Below are 17,070 nucleotides of genomic sequence, written 5' to 3'. Positions count from 1 at the left end.
CTAATTATTTTTTAAGTGTTAATGCGTGATCTAAAACTGCTTCTCCATTCATCATGCCGTAGTGCATTGGATTGATAACGTCGATTCCAACGTTTCTCTCATCAGCAAGCGTTTTCATTGAAGAAAGCATGTAACGAACTTGCGGTCCTAGTAATAACACATCTGCTTGATCGATATTCGTTTTTACTGCATCCCCAGATACAGCCCAAATCTTTCCTTCTAGACCGCGAGCTTTTGCAGCCGCTTCCATTTTTGTAACTAGTAAACTTGTAGACATCCCTGCTGAGCAACATAATAAAATATTCATTTGAAAATCCCCCTTGTGTAGTATAAAAAGTTTATGTTTATTTATTTTTCTTTACGCTATTTATTAATGCAATTAGCGTGCCAACTTTTCAAAACCACTAAAATCAGCACTTTTTCGACTGTTTTCTTTGTGTGTTAACGCTTTCAATTAGTGTGTCACTCAAAAACACACAGTGTGTTATAAAACAACACGCTTTTAACACATAACTGTATGAAAATAGATTAGTGTTTAGTTGTCTAGTTGTGTTTAAAACAAAAAACACTAAAAAGTTTTTTTCAGTGTGAAAACCTATTAAAAAATAACCCCCTCTTGAACACACTCTTCTATTTATTGTCCAAGCAAACTCTACTAAATTACATAGAATAGAATAAAATAACACAATTCGAAAGGGGATTCCTATGCCAAAACATAGAAAACAAAGCAAAATAAAGATTTATAGAATAACAAACTATAAAAAAAACAAGCTTTCTGAATTAGACTCTGACAAATTTGAATTAGAACAGCAGGAAATAGAAAATAAGCAGGACAAGCACGGTAAACAAGACAAACAAGATAAACAAGACAAACAAGACAAACAAGATAAACAAGACAAACAAGACAAACAGGACAAACAAGACAAACAAGACAAACAGGACAAACAAGACAAACAGGACAAACAAGACAAACAGGACAAACAGGACAAACAGGACAAACAAGACAAACAAGACAAACAAGGTAAACCAGGTAAACCAGGCAAACAAGACAAACAAGACAAACAGGACAAACAGGACAAACAGGACAAACAGGACAAACAGGACAAACAGGACAAACAGGACAAACAGGACAAACAGGACAAACAGGATAAACAGGACAAACAGGACAAACAGGACAAACAGGACAAACAGGACAAACAGGACAAACAGGACAAACAGGACAAACAGGACAAACAGGACAAACAGGACAAACAGGACAAACAGGACAAACAGGACAAACAGGACAAACAGGACAAACAGGACAAACAGGACAAACAGGACAAACAGGACAAACAGGACAAACAGGACAAACAGGACAAACAGGACAAACAGGACAAACAGGACAAACAGGACAGACACGATAAACAAGATAAACAGGACAAACACGATAAACAGGACAAGCAAGATAAACAGGACAAACACGATAAACAGGACAAGCAAGATAAACAAGACAAGCAAGATAAACAAGACAAGCAAGATAAACAAGACAAGCAAGATAAACAAGACAAGCAAACACCATTTGAGCCTACAATAGAAACAAATTCACATAACTTAGATATATGGGATGAAATTTCCCTAAAAGAAATACAAGCTGGTGAGCATACAAATTTATTTGAAGAAAAAAGTAATTATCAAAATATTAATTTGCTACAAGTAAGCGATGTTCGTTTATATTTGGACAACCAACTACAATTTAGTTCCATTGATGAGCAAATTTATCATGAAGCGCTTGTACATCCAATCATGTCTAAAGTCATTGATCCAAAACGTGTCCTCATATTAGGTGGCGGCGATGGGCTTGCTTTACGGGAAGTTTTGAAATATGAAACTGTGCTACATGTAGACCTTGTTGATTTAGACGAGGCAATGATTAATATGGCACGTAATGTTCCAGAAATAGTATCCTTAAACAAAAATGCTTTTTTTGATAATCGTGTGAATGTGCACGTATGCGATGCGAAAGAATTTCTAAATTCTCCTTCATCCTTATACGATGTAATTATTATTGATTTTCCTGATCCAGCAACAGAAGTTTTAAGTACTTTATATACAAGCGAACTTTTTGCTCGTATAGCTACGTTCTTAACAGAAGATGGTGCTTTCGTCTGCCAATCTAATTCACCTGCTGATGCACCTCTTGTATATTGGAGTATCGGTAATACAATTGAAAATGCCGGATTAACTGCAAAAAGCTATCATATCATTGTTCCTTCTTTCGGAACTGACTGGGGATTTCATATTGCTGCTAACTCCTCACATGTACTCAATCAAATTGAACAATTATACGTAGTACCAACTCCTCGAACATTGCCTTCTCTTCTTTTTCCTTTATTTCAATTTAAAGAAGAACATTTAGAACAACGTAATCTCGCTCTTCTAAACTCAGAATCCAATCTTATCCTACATCAATGTTACAAAACGGAAATGGAGTTTTGACGATACTATAGTAAGGAGTGCTACCTTATGGAATATTCTACTTTCGGTAAGCATATAATAGTAGATTTATGGGGAGTGGATTTTTCCCTATTAGATGATATTCACTTTTTAGAATATCATTTAGTTAACGCTGCCGATCGCTCTGGTGCCCATGTTTTAAACGTAAGTACAAAAGAATTCGATCCGCATGGTGTTACTGTTTTAGTTTTACTATCAGAAAGCCACCTTTCTATTCACACTTATCCAGAAAAAAACTTTGCAGCCATCGACTGTTATACTTGCGGTACGACCGTTGAACCGCAAATAGCAATTGATTATATCGTAAGTTTATTAAAACCAAATGAGATGCATATAAAAAAACTAATTCGTGGTACAGGAGAAATTGTTACTGTCGATTAAATATTAATCTTACTCATTTGTAAAAAGGAGGATTGTAACTACCATCAGTGGAACGAACATTCCACTGATGGTACAGACATATACATAAAAAAACCTTGCATACGCAAGGTTCATTCAGCCACTGACATCTTCCTATATAATTCTACAAATTCACTCGCTAATTCCTTCACCGTAATCGCATTCATTAAATGATCTTGCGCGTGCACCATCAGAAGGGTAACTTCGGTCTTTTCACCACCAGCTTCTTTCTGTATGAGATCCGTTTGTACACGGTGCGCCTCTTTTAATTCCTCTAACGCTTCTTGTAATTTCGCTTCTGCTTCTGTAAATTCTCCACGCTTTGCGCAATCAATTGCTTCCATTGAACAACTTCTCGCATTTCCCCCATGCAAAATTAAATGAAAAGCCTTCGTTTCTATCGTATCCATTTTAGTTCTTTACTCCCCCTTTTCTTCCGCCACTTTTTGTTTATCCCATATTTTTAAGAACGGTAAATAAATGAAGAATGCAAGCGCAAAGTTAACAAGTTGTAAAACAACACCTGAAATTTTCCCGCCCGATCCTAAATATCCACTAAATAGAATTGGTGTCGTCCAAGGCACAGCAGCTCCACTCGGGCGAGCAACTAATCCCCATTCCATTGCAAAGTAGGAAACAATTGTTAACACAACTGGAACCAATATAAATGGAATTAATAAAATTGGGTTCATTACAATCGGCATACCAAAAGTTACCATCTCATTAATATTAAATATGCCAGGCGCAATTGACAATCTCCCTAAACTTTTTAATTGCTGACTTCGCGCAAATAGTAACATTCCTACAACTAAAGCAAGTGTTGCACCGGAACCGCCCATATAAATCCATAAATCAAAAAACTGTGCGGTAATCGTATTTGGTACATCTTGCCCTGCTTGAAAAGCAACTCGATTTTGATCCATTAACGACAACCAAACAGGGCTCATTACACCACCAACAATAGTAGCACCATGAATTCCACACGACCAAAGAACATGAACGAGAATAACTGCTATTATTGCGCCCCAAAGACTAGCACCAAGTACACTAAGTGGTTCTTGTAAAATTTGCCCTACAATATTATGGATACTGCCAAAAGAAGTATTTTCTATAATTAAGCGTAAAATCCAAATAACCGTTACCACAATGAATCCCGGAACAAGTGCCGCAAATGAACGCGTCACAGCTGGTGGAACTGTCTCTGGCATCTTTATAATTATCTTTTTTTGTACAATAAACCGATAAAGTTCAGTAGATATAAGTGCAATAATCATTGCTACAAACAACCCTTGGCTTCCCATTAATGCTGCTGGGATAGCACCTTCTACAAGTACACTCTCTTTTGTACTTGGTATAATATATGCGACTTGAAATGGCGTCGCAAGTAAAAACGTCACAAGCGACAATGCCCCGGATGCTAAAGCGTCCACTTTATAATATTCCCCAAGTCTGTAAGCGATTCCAAAAACAGCTATTAAAGCCATTATATTAAAAGTTGCACTAACTGGATACCCCAAAGCCCTCTGCCAATTCTCCCCAAACAAACCTGCCATAAAATCATTGTACCCTGGTATTGGTAAAGCACTAATGATAAGGAAAAATGATCCAATAATTAAGAAAGGCATCGTCAAAATAATTCCATCACGAATTGCTTGTAAATGCCTCTGCTCTGCAACCTTCCCTGCTACTGGCATTACATATTTCTCTAAAAACCGTATCATCTATCCCACTCTCCTCATGGTTTCATTGACAAAGCTGCTTGCAAGATAGCTTCTCCATTACAAAGCCCGTAATGGACCGATTGAATGACATCAACAGGTATCCCTTTCTCCTTACATAATTCTTTCATTTTCGGTAATAAATAACGTACTTGCGGTCCAATTAAAAGTACATCAGCTTTATCAATATGACTATTCACTTCAGAACCGGATACTGCCCAAATCTTTACCTCTATCCCTCTTGCCTCTGCTGCTTTCTCCATTTTTGTTACAATCAAACTGGAAGACATTCCCGCTGCACAGCAAAGCAAAATATTCATCCCTTTTCCCTCCCCCTTTTTCCAAACCTAAGTTACGGTGCATCGCTTGCCACCACTAGGTTACAAATATATATGTCTAGATTTCCTGCTGTATGCCGAGCTTAAAAACAAAAATTTCTCGGTTTTCACGCTATTCCATCAATCGGTATTTTCCTAGTAAAGAGGACTCTAACTCGCTATAATAATTCAGTATGATTTTTTTAATTGATAGGAGGATATATTTATGAAGGCATATCGCTTTCCGCTTATTTTATTATCTTCTATCCTAATTGGTGGTTTCATTGGTTATTTCATGGGTGCCGATGCAGTTGCTTTAAAGCCGCTTGGTGACATTTTCTTAAACTTAATGTTTACGATTGTTGTACCGTTAGTGTTCTTTAGCATCGCGTCATCTATTGCTAATATGGATGGATTAAAACGTTTCGGTAAAATTATGTCTAGTATGGCTGGAACTTTCTTATTTACGAGTATTTTAGCTGCTATTTTTATGATTATTGTCGTGAAAGTATTCCCGCCAGCACAAGGTGTTGTATTAGAACTAACACAACCTGACAAAGCTGAAAAAGCAGTTAGTGTTGCAGATCAAATCGTCGGTATTCTAACAGTATCTGACTTCTCGAAGTTACTATCTCGTGAAAATATGTTAGCTCTTATTTTCTTCTCTATCTTAATGGGAGTTGCAACTTCAGCAGTTGGTGAAAAAGGAAAACCATTCGCTACATTCTTACAAGCTGGTGCAGAAATTTCAATGAAAGTTGTATCTTTCATTATGTACTACGCTCCAATCGGACTTGCTGCTTACTTCGCAGCATTAGTTGGTGAATTCGGACCACAACTTCTTGGAACTTACTTCCGAGCAGCGATGGTATACTATCCAGCGTCTCTAATTTACTTCTTTGTATTCTTTACGTTCTATGCATACCTTGCAGGTCGCAAGCAAGGTGTACAATTATTTTGGAAGAACATGGTCTCTCCTACAGTTACATCTCTTGCAACTTGTAGTAGTGCCGCAAGTATTCCAGCGAACTTAGAAGCAACGAAGAAAATGGGTATTTCTTCTGACGTTCGTGAAACAGTTGTCCTTCTTGGATCTACACTTCATAAAGACGGCTCTGTTCTAGGCGGCGTATTAAAAATTGCTTTCTTATTCGGTATTTTCAACATGGAATTTGAAGGACCGAAGACATTAGCAATCGCACTTGTTGTTTCTCTATTAGTCGGAACAGTAATGGGCGCTATTCCAGGCGGCGGTATGATTGGTGAAATGTTAATCGTTTCTCTATACGGCTTCCCGCCAGAAGCATTGCCAATTATCGCAGCAATTAGTACAATCATTGACCCTCCTGCAACGATGTTAAACGTAACAGCAGATAACGCTTGTGCCGTAATGACAGCTCGCCTTGTAGAAGGTAAGAACTGGATTAAAAACAAATTTGCTTAATAAATAGAAAGAGGATGCTTCTAACGAGCATCCTCTTTCTTGTTGTTAATCCATTCCGCCACAAATTTGTTATAATCTTCACAAATATTCCACATCCATTATCCATTCTCCGTACTATAATCATGTATGGAAAAGGAGATGGACACGATGACACAAAGCGCACCAGAATTTAAAGTTTTGCAAAGCATTGCATTCCTTGCTGTCGTTTTGCAAAGTTCCTTATTATATACAATAAATCAAGGAAATGTCTTACTTGAGCAATCCCTCATTATGGGCATGCTATTTAACCTTGCAAAATTTTCAGCACCTGCATTCATATTTATCGTCGGCTTTCACTTAATTCGGCAATATACAAAACAACTAGCCTACACAGAATATATTTATGAAAAAGCCGCACATTTACTCATTCCTTATTTCTTCTGGTCTATTCTTTACTTATTAACAACAAACGATATGATTACACTACAAAGCGGAATAAAAAGTTTATTACTCGGAACAGCCGCGCCTCATCTTTGGTACGTGATTATGATGTTCCAAATTCATTTATTGTTCCCTTTGCTGTGCACACTGTTTTATTGGTTTCAAAAACGGACAGAAAATAAAAAAGACATATATAAATATATGACCATCTTTGCTTGTCTATATTTCCTCTTAATGTGGTATTCTTCGCACTACATTTTTAATGGAGAGAAATTGACTAGCTCAACCATTTTACATTATACAGATCGTTCCTTCTTCTTCTACTCGTTCTATTTCGTCATGGGAGGAATCGCTGCTGTCGCACTAAAAACGTGGCGTACATTTGTCATGAAACATATCCCGCTTATCACAATATTATTTTTCATCTTATTTTTATTCATCAACTATGAGTTATTTAGTTTTTACGGAGCAAACTCTATTCATTTAACCGTTTCGACTTATTTAAAACCGTCTATGTTTTTATATATTGTATGCGAAATTATCATACTTTACGTTCTGTCTATTACAATCGTACAGCGACGCGGTTTCTTGTATAAAGCTTTACGATTTATCGGGAATTACACATATGGTGCTTATTTAGCTCACTTTTTCTTCTTACAACTATGTACAAAATTTCTTTCTTTATTTACACTGCAAGAAAACACAATATTATATAGCTTATTATTATTTACAATAACGGCCACAATCTCGATTTCAGCAATGGTTATTTGCAGTACACTACCACTTCATACGTGGATTACAGGGCCTTCTCCTACAACAAATGTGAAATGGGCGAAGGTTGTACTTCGGAAAAATCACGAAAAGGTATTCAAACCATATCTTTGATATAATAGAATTCCATACAAGAAAAGAAAGTAGGACACACCTATGATTAATCAAATTGGACAAATTATGTTATATGTAAATAATCAAGATGAAGCGGTACAATTTTGGACTGAGACAGTAGGATTCCAAATTATTGCGGAAGAAAATAACGGACAAGGGTTTCGCTGGATTGAAATTGCACCAACGAAAGAATCAGGCACAAGCATCGTCCTTCACGATAAAGCGTTAATTGCGAAGATGCAACCTGAATTAAATTTAAATACACCTTCACTTATGTTCTTCTCTAATAACTTAGATCAAATGTATAAAGATCTTTCTGAGAAAAACGTTACCGTTGGACAAGTTGTAGATTTACCTACAGGTAGAGCATTCAACTTTGCTGATAATGAAAACAATTACTTTGCGGTAATGGAAAAGAAATAAGAAAAAGCTATCCGGAAAAATCGGATAGCTTTTTTTCATTTTAAGAAACTTGTTCCGCATTCGTTTCCCTATGTTGTATATGACTCGTGATCCAAGCAATTCCGCCGGCAACAACGAGGTAGCATAACAATATTAAAATTTGCGTTTGTAATTGCGACCAATCCCCTAAAGAGATCACATCTTGTAATCCTCTAAGAGAATGAGACATTGGGAGAAACTGTCCAATTTTGCTAAGAACAGCTATGTTTAACTCTCCTGGGAAAGTCCCCCCGCTCGTAGCTAATTGCAATACGAGAAGCGTTACCGCTGCGAACTTCCCAACAAGACCAAATACCGTTACTAACATAAGGATAAATGTCATGAACGTAAAGGAAATAACAATACTTGATAAAACAAAGAGTGACACACTTGCAACTTCTAATTTCATAACTCCTAGCACAACCACATCCACAAGTAATGCTTGAATAAGTCCAATTACATATACTAATCCTAGTTTATTAATAAAATGTACCGTTCCGCTTACCTTCATATTCTGTCTACGACCAAGCGGTAAAATATTCGAAGCCATAATTCCGCCAACATAAAATGCAAGTGATAGGAAGTATGGTGCAATACCTGAACCGTAGTTAGGCACGTCAGAAACTGTTGACTTTACTAATTGAACCGGTTCTGAGAACATCGTATTGCGTGCATCATCATTGCGAACATCCGCTATCTTCTCTGCGCCCTCTCCTAATTTCGTAGAAAGTTCTTTCGCACCATCGTCAAGTTTAACAAGTCCGTTCGTTAACTGATCAGCCCCGTGATTCAGCTCTGTTCCGCCACTTGCAAGATGATTTACACCTTCTTGCAGGGATGTAAATCCATTTCCCCACTTCGTAAATCCATCTGCTAAATTCGAAGCACCATCTGCTATCTTTTTCGTTCCAGCAGTAGCTTCATTTAACTTAACTCCGAATGTATTCATACCTTCTTCAATCTTATGCTGACCATCCGCAAGCTTCTTCGCACCTTGCGTCAATTGTTGTTGGCCACCATTTAAAGCGTTTGTTGCTTTAGCTAATCCATTAGAAGTAGCAACGATTTTTTGAAAAGCAGGATCTTGCTGCACTTCTGGATGACTTTTCACGTACTCTTCTAATTGTTGTTTTACACTATTTGCTGCATTGTCCGCTTTCACTTGCCCTTCAGCAAGTTTCTCACTTCCGTTCACCCATTCATTTGTACCAGCACTTAATTCACTAACTCCTGATTGTAAAGTTTTTTCACCTTGTGCTAATAACTCCATACCACTATGAAGTGATGTCGCCCCTTGACTCAGCTCATTTGCTCCCCCCGTTAAGGCAGATTGGCTGGATGCAAGCTTGTCACTTCCCTCTTTCAATTTCGATGTCCCGTCACTTAAACGATGAATACCATCTGCAAGCTGATTTGTCCCATTTCTTGCATCTGTCGTTCCTTCATGTAACTTCTTAGCGCCATCACTTGCATCACCCAATCCTTGTGCTAAGTCTTGAAACTTTGAAAAGACACCTTCTGTATAAGATTTCGTAATACTATTTGAGATTTTTGTTTTCATATTTTCCACAGCTGTCGTTCCAATTTGAGCTGCTACAAAGTTTTTACCTGGATTTACTTTGTACTGCAATTGTGCCGGCTCTGGTTTCTCATCCATAAGCGTACTTACCTTTTTAGAGAAATCCTCTGGAATCGTAACAACCATATAGTACTTATCTTCTTTTAGCCCTTCATCAGCATTTTTTTCTGATACGAAATGAAAAGCCAGTTCCTTATTCTCTTTTAAATTTTTTACAAAATCGTCTCCTGCATGAATTGTTTTCTCATCCATTGCAGCACCCTTATCTAAATTCACAACCGCAACCGGTAATTTATCTAACCGTCCATATGGATCCCAATATCCAGCTAAAAAGAATCCTGAATAAATTAAAGGAACGATTAACAAAAAAATTAAAGCGATACGCCCATGTTTATGGTGCCACATCGCTTTCCAATCTTTAAATATAAGTTGAATTCCATTCATGAAACATACTCCTTCTCCTAATTTAACACCATTAGAATGGTTTAACAGATTTACTATACACGTCCATTTTCATACTGTATAATACATCTTTAATTATCAATTCATTCCTTTTGGTCTATAGAAAGGAGAGTCAAAATGGAACTTCTTCAATTAAAATACTTTCAGACAGTCGCACGATTAGAACATATGACAAAAGCCGCGGAAGAATTGCATATCGCGCAACCTTCGCTCAGCAAAACAATTGCTAGATTAGAAAAGGACTTAGGCGTCCCATTATTTGATCGTCAAGGTCGACAGATCACATTAAACTCTTTTGGGAAAGTATTTTTAAAACGAGTAGAGCGCATTTTTCATGAATTAAGTGAAGGCGAACGAGAAATTAAAGATTTAGCTGAATTACAACAAAGCTCTATTACACTGGCAGTTTCTATCCCGAGAATATTACCAGAACTACTCGGTTCTTTTTTACTAGAACATCCTAACGTTCGATTCCAACAGTTTCTCGCATCTACTCCTTCTATGAAACGACAACTAGATAATATAGAAATCGACTTTTGTATTTCTTCTGTGCCAATCGAAGGCGAGGAGATTATTTGGGAACCACTTATTACAGAAGAAATTTTCTTAGTCGTCCCTTCAGGTCATCGTTTATCAGGACGTGAAAGTATCTATCTACATGAAGTAAAAGACGAACCGTTTATTAGTATGAACACTGGTTATGGATTTCGGCACTTAACAGATGAATTTTGTAAAGAAGCTGGCTTCACTCCACATATCGCTTTTGAAGTAGATGAACCAACCGTGATTAGCGACCTTATTAAGCAAGGCCTCGGCATCGCTTTTGTCCCAAGTTTAACTTTATTAAAAAACTCTACTTTAGCACTAAATAAGTTACGTATTATTGAACCAAATTGCGAGCGAACTATCGGCTTAAGTTGGTCGAAGAAACGCTACTTATCGAAAACTGCTCAGCAATTTCGTAAATTTGTGATTCATTACTTCTCCAATATTAGGACGTAAAATTATATCAACAAATAAAAGGTGCCATCCTCATATGGTGGCACCTTCTATTATTCACTCTTCTCTAATTCCATTTCAGCTAACAGTGGTAGTACGTTATCGAAAATATGCGTATTATTATTTTCGCCTGTTACGTATCCACCGTAATATCTACTAAATACGTTATCATTTCGGAATGTCGACATATGATCATACAATTCCTTCGCAAACTTCGTATCGCCTGTTTGTAGTACGTACAAAATCGTTAATCCGTAAGCGGCTGGCGATTCATACTTCACAGTTTGTTTTCCCGTTTCTAAATTGTAACGACCATATAACTTTCCATCCTCCTGAAATTTCTTCTTTATAAATTCCATATAAGCATCGGATGAAAGACCACCTAAACTACGATGATATGCAACATATGATTGATCAATAAGATTCACTTCTTTATCGTACGTAAATGTACCATCTTCTTTATACTCTTTTGGGAACGCCCAGCCATGCCTTGGGTAATCCGCTAAAAATTGAACGACGTCCTGATATTGCTGATCAGAAACTTTTCCATACTTTTTCATATACGAAAATGCGTGTGGATTTATGTATGATGTAGTTACAAAATTATTTTGTTTGCCTGCATCTGCATCATAATAATCAACGTAATAATTACCTTTCCTATTGTAACGAAGTACAGCATCACTCAATTGATCTGCAAGATTTTTATAGCGCTCTTCCTTATACATTTCATAAGCACGATATAATTGTTCTATAATACGAAGGTCATCTATAAGTGCATTTGTAGCTGACTGCATTTCTCCCTTTTCAGAGATTTTCCATAAAACAATTTGATCCTTATGTACAAAGTTATTTTGAATAACCTTAACTTGTTCATCGAATAACGCTTGATCGTCTTTATCCAATGTATATTGTAGCCACAGTCCTGCCGATTCTGATAAAGCTTCACGGCCTTTCGCTTCACCCGTGCCAGCTTTTGTATCCCCTAAACGATAGGTAGCAAGCGTCCCATTTTCATTCACCATATGTCTTAAAATAAAATGTTCTGTACGGTTTCCTTGCAAAGCTGACCAAAATACAATTCCACCTAAAGCGATTAAGAGAATAACCCCAATCCCTATATATAAACGTTTCCGCAATCTTTTCACCTCCTTATTCAGGCTAACCTTAATTTTAACAGAACATACGTCAATTAAAAAAAGACAATCTATTAGATTGTCTCCCTCACTTTATCCCTCGTAAGCCTCTTTAGAAGGTCTATATAGCGATTCCACAAGGCGATCATATTCACGACGCGTAATCTCTTTATTATACAGCTTCAATAATAAATCTCTATGCTCTTTTGAAAATGCCATCTTTTTAATGACTTCAGGATACATAAAACATCCTCTCCATTTCACATAAACTTCTTCAACTCGAAAACAGAACTTATGTTCGCATAAAAGATTATAAAATATTCCTTACTAAAAAACAAACAAAATATTATCAAATATTAACTTCTTTCTATTTAGAATATTCAAACATTATATTACCATATCCACTTTTTAAATACATATATATTTTTGGTAGTTTTTTTGAATAAATCTTCCAATTCAATCAGAAAATAATGGCAAAAAAGAAGAGGAGTTTACATATGGATACGGTAACACTAGCAAGAGCATTTTTTGGTTCTTCATTAGCATTCCACATTATCTTTGCAACACTTGGTGTCGGGCTTTCATTAATGATTTTTATAAGTGAAATACTCTATCACTGGAAGAAAGATTCCGACTACGCCATTATGGCGAAAAGATGGACAAAGGCGTTTGCCATCCTTCTCGGTGTAGCAATTCCAACTGGAACAATTGTTGGTGTGCAAATTTCACTTCTTTGGCCTGGTTTTGCCAAAATTGTTGGGCAGGTTATTTCTGTTCCCTTTCAAATTGAGATTTTCGCCTTCTTTTTAGAGGCTTTGTTCATGTCCATTTATGTATATGCAGCTGACAAACTACCTCCATTCATGAGATTAATTTCGTTATTCTTCGTCATGATTGGTGCCACGGCATCCGCCGTGCTTATTACATCCGCAAATACATGGATGAATACACCCGCAGGCTTTTCAATGGGTCCAGATGGATCAGTTTTTAACGTTGATCCGTGGAAAGCTTTCTTTAATCCGAGTTTTGGCACAAGCGCATTCCATGTTGTGATTACAGCCTATGCAACTGGAGCAGCTGTCATTGCCTCTATCGCTGGATTTAAATTATTAAAGAAGAATTTAAGTGAACGTGAAGTGGCGTATCATAAAAAGGGACTACTGTTAGGACTGGTCGTGACATTTATTACAGGTGCTACGATGTGGCTTTCGGGACACGAATCAGCGATCGCCTTACATAAACATTCCCCTGAAAAGCTTGCATCTGCTGAAGCTTTATTCGAAACGACGTCACATGCACCGTTATCAATTGGCGGGGTTGTAGATCCTAACACACTTGAACTAAACTATGCACTAGAAATTCCAAACATGCTTAGCCTACTAGTGGGACTAGACCCTAGCACTGTCGTCAAGGGGCTAAAGGAATTCCCACAAGAAACATGGCCACCATTTTACACACATACACTATTCAACTTAATGGTCGGCACTGCTGCCTTTACTTTTGCAGTTGCAGCAATCGCCCTCTTATATTGGTACTTTGTTTATCGAAAAAAAGGAGCAGAATTACCGAAATGGCTTCTTTGGGGAGCTGCCGCATGTGGACCAGTTATGATGCTCGGTATTGAATTCGGGTGGATTTTCAGCTGTAGTGGTCGTCAACCGTGGACCATTTATGGTATGCAACGTACAGTCGATGCCTCTACACGCGCTGATTTTGTCGGTCCTTTATTTATTCTATTCATCATTTTATATATTGGACTCGGCATTTTAACAGTTTTTGTACTACGGACATTCTTTAAGAGACATCCGTTAAAGAATGATTTACATCAAGAAGGAGGCGATTCTCGTGCATGAGGAAAGTATTGCAATCATCATCTTATGGGCTCTTATTTTCGTATACAGTATATTAGGGTCCATCGATTTTGGAGCAGGTTTTTGGGGCATGGTATACGCAAAGCATCCAACGCTCGCTGCTAAGCTTGCCAATCGATACTTATCACCAACCTGGGAAGTAACAAATACATTTCTCGTCTTTGTCGTTGTCGCTTTTCTCGGTTTCTTTCCGAAAGCTGCTTTCACCCTTGCGACAGTGATGTTCGTACCAGTTATGTTAATTTTAATACTCATCGCAATTCGCAGTACATTCATGGTATTTGCTTACTCTCTGCCAAAGTATCAGTACCTCCTTCGGGTTATTTCAGGTATTACGGGGCTCTTAATTCCAGCCTTATTAATTACCGTTTTACCCGTTACAGAAGGGGCTTATATTACAATGACTGAAGGAAAAGAAGTACTCCTGTACGGAAAACTTCTTTCTAGCCCGGTTATCTACTGTTATATGCTCTTCGGACTAACTTCGGAACTATTTCTTTCCTCTCTCTTTCTTGCTGATTTTGCGAGAGAGCAAGGTTCAGAAGATTCGTATAGAATTTATAGAAGAAACGCTATCATCCTTGGTCCTGCAACACTCGTTACGGCGATTATCGCCCTCGTTGTAATGGATCCAGAAACACACTGGCTTATGCAAGGACTAATAAAGCAATTCCCATGGTTTACAGTTTCTATCGTTTTATTCGTTATCGGGTACTCTTCTCTTTGGTGGACAAACAAGAAGTATGGCTCATTAGGATACCCTCGCATTGCCGTTTTAGCAGTCGTCGCTCAATATGCATTTGCAAGTTACGCTTATGGTGTCGCGCATTTACCATATATTATTTATCCTGATGTAACTGTATTTACAAGCTTTACAACGACAGAAACATTCTATGCATTGCTTATTCTATACGCAATTGGAATTGCAATTTTATTACCAGGATTTATTTTCTTCTGGAATTTATTCTTGAAGGATCGAACTTTTTTGAAGGAAAAATAATATAGTGGGAGTCTGTTCCAAAAGGTATTTTGGGATGGACTCCTTTTGTCATGTTTCGGCGGTAAATCGATATATTTTAAAAATCGCTGATATATTTTGAGTTTCGCTGATATATTTCAATAATTGCTGATATAAAGTGAAACTTTAATCAGTGGGGGTCTTACCGCCCGGCAAATAGCGGGATAAATTTCATTTACTATCTTACTGCCCCCACAATTTATAGACTCATCTCACGATAGTTATTTCACTATTAGGGACACTTGTCCTTTAGCTTGAAAAACACATATTCGCTTCATTCCATTATACGTCTAGTTCTTCTTATTTTTTGCTGAATATACTATCAATATAAACTTGAGACAAGCTACATTTGTTCAAGGGAAATAGAAAGGTAGGCAAAATATGAGCATTGAAATATGGATTACTATTATTGTATTCTTCTTAACGATGATTGTTATCTTTTGGCGACCCCGTGGCTTAAATGAGGCGTGGCCAGCAGCAATTGGCGCTGGCATTATCCTGATTACTGGACTTGTATCAAAACCAGACGTCATGGACATTATCAGTAAAATTGGCGGTGCCTCGATAACAATATTAGCGACCATCGTTATGGCGGTTATATTAGAAAGCTTCGGCTTCTTCCATTGGGCTGCAGCAAAACTCGCAAATTTAGCGAAAGGTTCCGGCCACCGCCTATACTGGTATATTCAATTACTATGTTTTCTTATGACTCTTTTATTCAATAACGACGGTAGTATTTTAATTACAACTCCGATTTTAATTCTTCTTCTAAAAAATCTTCAATTAAAACCTCACCAACAAATTCCTTATTTATTAAGTGGTGCTTTAATCGCTACTGCATCTAGTGCACCAATCGGTGTAAGTAATATCGTAAACTTAATTGCATTAAACATCGTCCATATGACTCTTTATATGCATACTGCTATGATGTTTGTACCTGCAACATTAGGATTATTGTTTATGTCATGGCTCATGTATACAGTTTTAAAGAAAAAACTTCCGAAAAAATTACCTGTTTCTTCATATGATATCGAAGAAATTTTTTTCACAAAAAACTTTCATCCGTTAAAAGGGAAAAATTCTGTTGATACGAAACAAAAACGTACAAAATTTATGTTAAAAGTATTAGGCTTCGTCTTCCTTATGCGCTGTCTTCTATTCGTTGCATCCTTCTTATCCATCCCAATCGAAATTGTTGCTGTACTCGGTTCACTCGTTCTTCTCATCTGGAGATGGTACTACTTACGAACGAATCCTGTCGACATTTTGAAAAAGACACCGTGGCACATTTTAATTTTCGCATTCTCTATGTACGTCATTATTTACGGACTTCACAACGCAGGGTTAACAGCGGCGCTTGTAAATTGGCTTGAACCAGTTGTAAGTCAACATCTACTCTACGCTAGCTTTGCAATGGGCGGACTCGTTTCTCTCCTCTCTAACGTCTTCAATAACCATCCTGCACTTATGATTGGTACAATCACATTAACAGAAATGGGACTAGACCCAGTCACATTAAAAACTATCTACCTCGCAAACATTATTGGTAGTGACATCGGTTCACTATTACTACCAATCGGTACGCTAGCTTCTCTCATTTGGATGTATATCCTGAAACAAAACAAGATTAAAGTAAAATGGAAAGACTATTTAAGCGTATCTCTTATCGTCATTCCTCTCACAACAGTCGTCACATTATTCCTCTTATACTACTGGGTACACCTCTTCTTCGCCTTATAAAGTGAAACTTTAATCAGTGGGGGTTTTCTTCATCCCCACTGATTATTAGTTGAACCAATCGGGCTTTTATGGGCAGTTGATCCCCCACCTAACTTCTGTGCTTTCACTGAATTTTGAGGTGGGGGTCTTACTGCCCATTAATGCGGGATAA

Annotated in this window: 16 protein-coding genes; 9 read left to right on the top strand and 7 right to left on the bottom strand. The window is 37.4% G+C overall.

The genetic code is table 11. The annotated features are described in order from the left end of the window. Positions 1-4: 4 nt before the first annotated feature. Entirely contained in the window at positions 5-307 is a 303-nt protein-coding gene (locus QCI44_RS01455; RefSeq protein WP_001023569.1) for a PTS sugar transporter subunit IIB, read from the bottom strand. 398 nt (positions 308-705) lie between these two features. Between QCI44_RS01455 and QCI44_RS01450 the strand changes: the two genes are divergently transcribed. Continuing rightward, positions 706-2,475 carry a polyamine aminopropyltransferase gene (locus QCI44_RS01450; RefSeq protein ID WP_353810980.1) on the top strand — a complete coding sequence of 590 codons (1,770 nt, stop codon included), beginning with the start codon at positions 706-708 and terminating at the stop codon, positions 2,473-2,475. Positions 2,476-2,502: 27 nt separating this feature from the next. After that, complete coding sequence (gene speD / locus QCI44_RS01445) at positions 2,503-2,874, top strand: adenosylmethionine decarboxylase (protein ID WP_016085556.1); 372 nt, start codon at positions 2,503-2,505, stop codon at positions 2,872-2,874. A gap of 110 nt (positions 2,875-2,984) precedes the next feature. Here the strand turns inward: speD and QCI44_RS01440 are convergent, their stop codons facing one another. From QCI44_RS01440 to QCI44_RS01430, 3 genes are read right to left on the bottom strand one after another with little or no spacing between them, the layout of a single operon-like run. Next, positions 2,985-3,302 carry a PTS sugar transporter subunit IIA gene (locus QCI44_RS01440; protein ID WP_016085555.1) on the bottom strand — a complete coding sequence of 106 codons (318 nt, stop codon included), beginning with the start codon at positions 3,300-3,302 and terminating at the stop codon, positions 2,985-2,987. Between the two features lie 9 nt (positions 3,303-3,311). After that, a complete protein-coding gene (celB, locus tag QCI44_RS01435) occupies positions 3,312-4,613 on the bottom strand; it encodes a PTS cellobiose transporter subunit IIC (RefSeq protein WP_016085554.1) in 1,302 nt (433 codons plus the stop codon). Between the two features lie 14 nt (positions 4,614-4,627). Next, entirely contained in the window at positions 4,628-4,930 is a 303-nt protein-coding gene (locus tag QCI44_RS01430; RefSeq protein WP_098561179.1) for a PTS sugar transporter subunit IIB, read from the bottom strand. 223 nt (positions 4,931-5,153) lie between these two features. Between QCI44_RS01430 and QCI44_RS01425 the strand changes: the two genes are divergently transcribed. The 3 genes from QCI44_RS01425 (at position 5,154) to QCI44_RS01415 (ending at position 8,099) form a co-directional block, all read left to right on the top strand. Next, on the top strand, positions 5,154-6,371 hold the full coding sequence (locus QCI44_RS01425; protein ID WP_016085553.1) for a dicarboxylate/amino acid:cation symporter: 1,218 nt from the start codon (positions 5,154-5,156) through the stop codon (positions 6,369-6,371). Positions 6,372-6,518: 147 nt separating this feature from the next. Then, positions 6,519-7,676 carry an acyltransferase gene (locus QCI44_RS01420; RefSeq protein WP_016085552.1) on the top strand — a complete coding sequence of 386 codons (1,158 nt, stop codon included), beginning with the start codon at positions 6,519-6,521 and terminating at the stop codon, positions 7,674-7,676. 42 nt (positions 7,677-7,718) lie between these two features. Next, on the top strand, positions 7,719-8,099 hold the full coding sequence (locus QCI44_RS01415; RefSeq protein WP_016136039.1) for a VOC family protein: 381 nt from the start codon (positions 7,719-7,721) through the stop codon (positions 8,097-8,099). Positions 8,100-8,139: 40 nt separating this feature from the next. On the opposite strand, the gene QCI44_RS01410 is transcribed toward QCI44_RS01415, so the two are convergent. Further along, on the bottom strand, positions 8,140-10,140 hold the full coding sequence (locus QCI44_RS01410) for a YhgE/Pip family protein (protein WP_353810979.1): 2,001 nt from the start codon (positions 10,138-10,140) through the stop codon (positions 8,140-8,142). 135 nt (positions 10,141-10,275) lie between these two features. Between QCI44_RS01410 and QCI44_RS01405 the strand changes: the two genes are divergently transcribed. Next, on the top strand, positions 10,276-11,160 hold the full coding sequence (locus QCI44_RS01405) for a LysR family transcriptional regulator (protein WP_016085549.1): 885 nt from the start codon (positions 10,276-10,278) through the stop codon (positions 11,158-11,160). A 50-nt stretch (positions 11,161-11,210) separates the two neighbouring features. Here the strand turns inward: QCI44_RS01405 and QCI44_RS01400 are convergent, their stop codons facing one another. Then, entirely contained in the window at positions 11,211-12,293 is a 1,083-nt protein-coding gene (locus tag QCI44_RS01400; protein ID WP_353810978.1) for a transcriptional regulator, read from the bottom strand. Between the two features lie 90 nt (positions 12,294-12,383). Beyond that, positions 12,384-12,533 carry a hypothetical protein gene (locus QCI44_RS01395; protein WP_000283175.1) on the bottom strand — a complete coding sequence of 50 codons (150 nt, stop codon included), beginning with the start codon at positions 12,531-12,533 and terminating at the stop codon, positions 12,384-12,386. Between the two features lie 254 nt (positions 12,534-12,787). Between QCI44_RS01395 and cydA the strand changes: the two genes are divergently transcribed. From cydA to QCI44_RS01380, 3 genes are all read left to right on the top strand, one after another. Further along, positions 12,788-14,143 carry a cytochrome ubiquinol oxidase subunit I gene (gene cydA / locus QCI44_RS01390; protein ID WP_098591691.1) on the top strand — a complete coding sequence of 452 codons (1,356 nt, stop codon included), beginning with the start codon at positions 12,788-12,790 and terminating at the stop codon, positions 14,141-14,143. Then, positions 14,136-15,161, top strand: a complete 1,026-nt coding sequence (locus tag QCI44_RS01385) for a cytochrome d ubiquinol oxidase subunit II (RefSeq protein WP_016085546.1) — start codon at positions 14,136-14,138, stop codon at positions 15,159-15,161. The genes cydA and QCI44_RS01385 overlap by 8 nt, the downstream gene beginning before the upstream one ends. Before the next feature lie 399 nt (positions 15,162-15,560). Next, positions 15,561-16,919 (top strand): arsenic transporter, encoded by a 1,359-nt coding sequence (locus tag QCI44_RS01380; protein ID WP_016136042.1) that lies wholly within the window; start codon positions 15,561-15,563, stop codon positions 16,917-16,919. Positions 16,920-17,070 lie beyond the last annotated feature (151 nt).

It is taken from the genome of Bacillus cereus group sp. RP37, assembly GCF_040459695.1.
Lineage (GTDB): Bacteria > Bacillota > Bacilli > Bacillales > Bacillaceae_G > Bacillus_A.
This window is presented reverse-complemented; position numbering and strand designations above follow the sequence as displayed.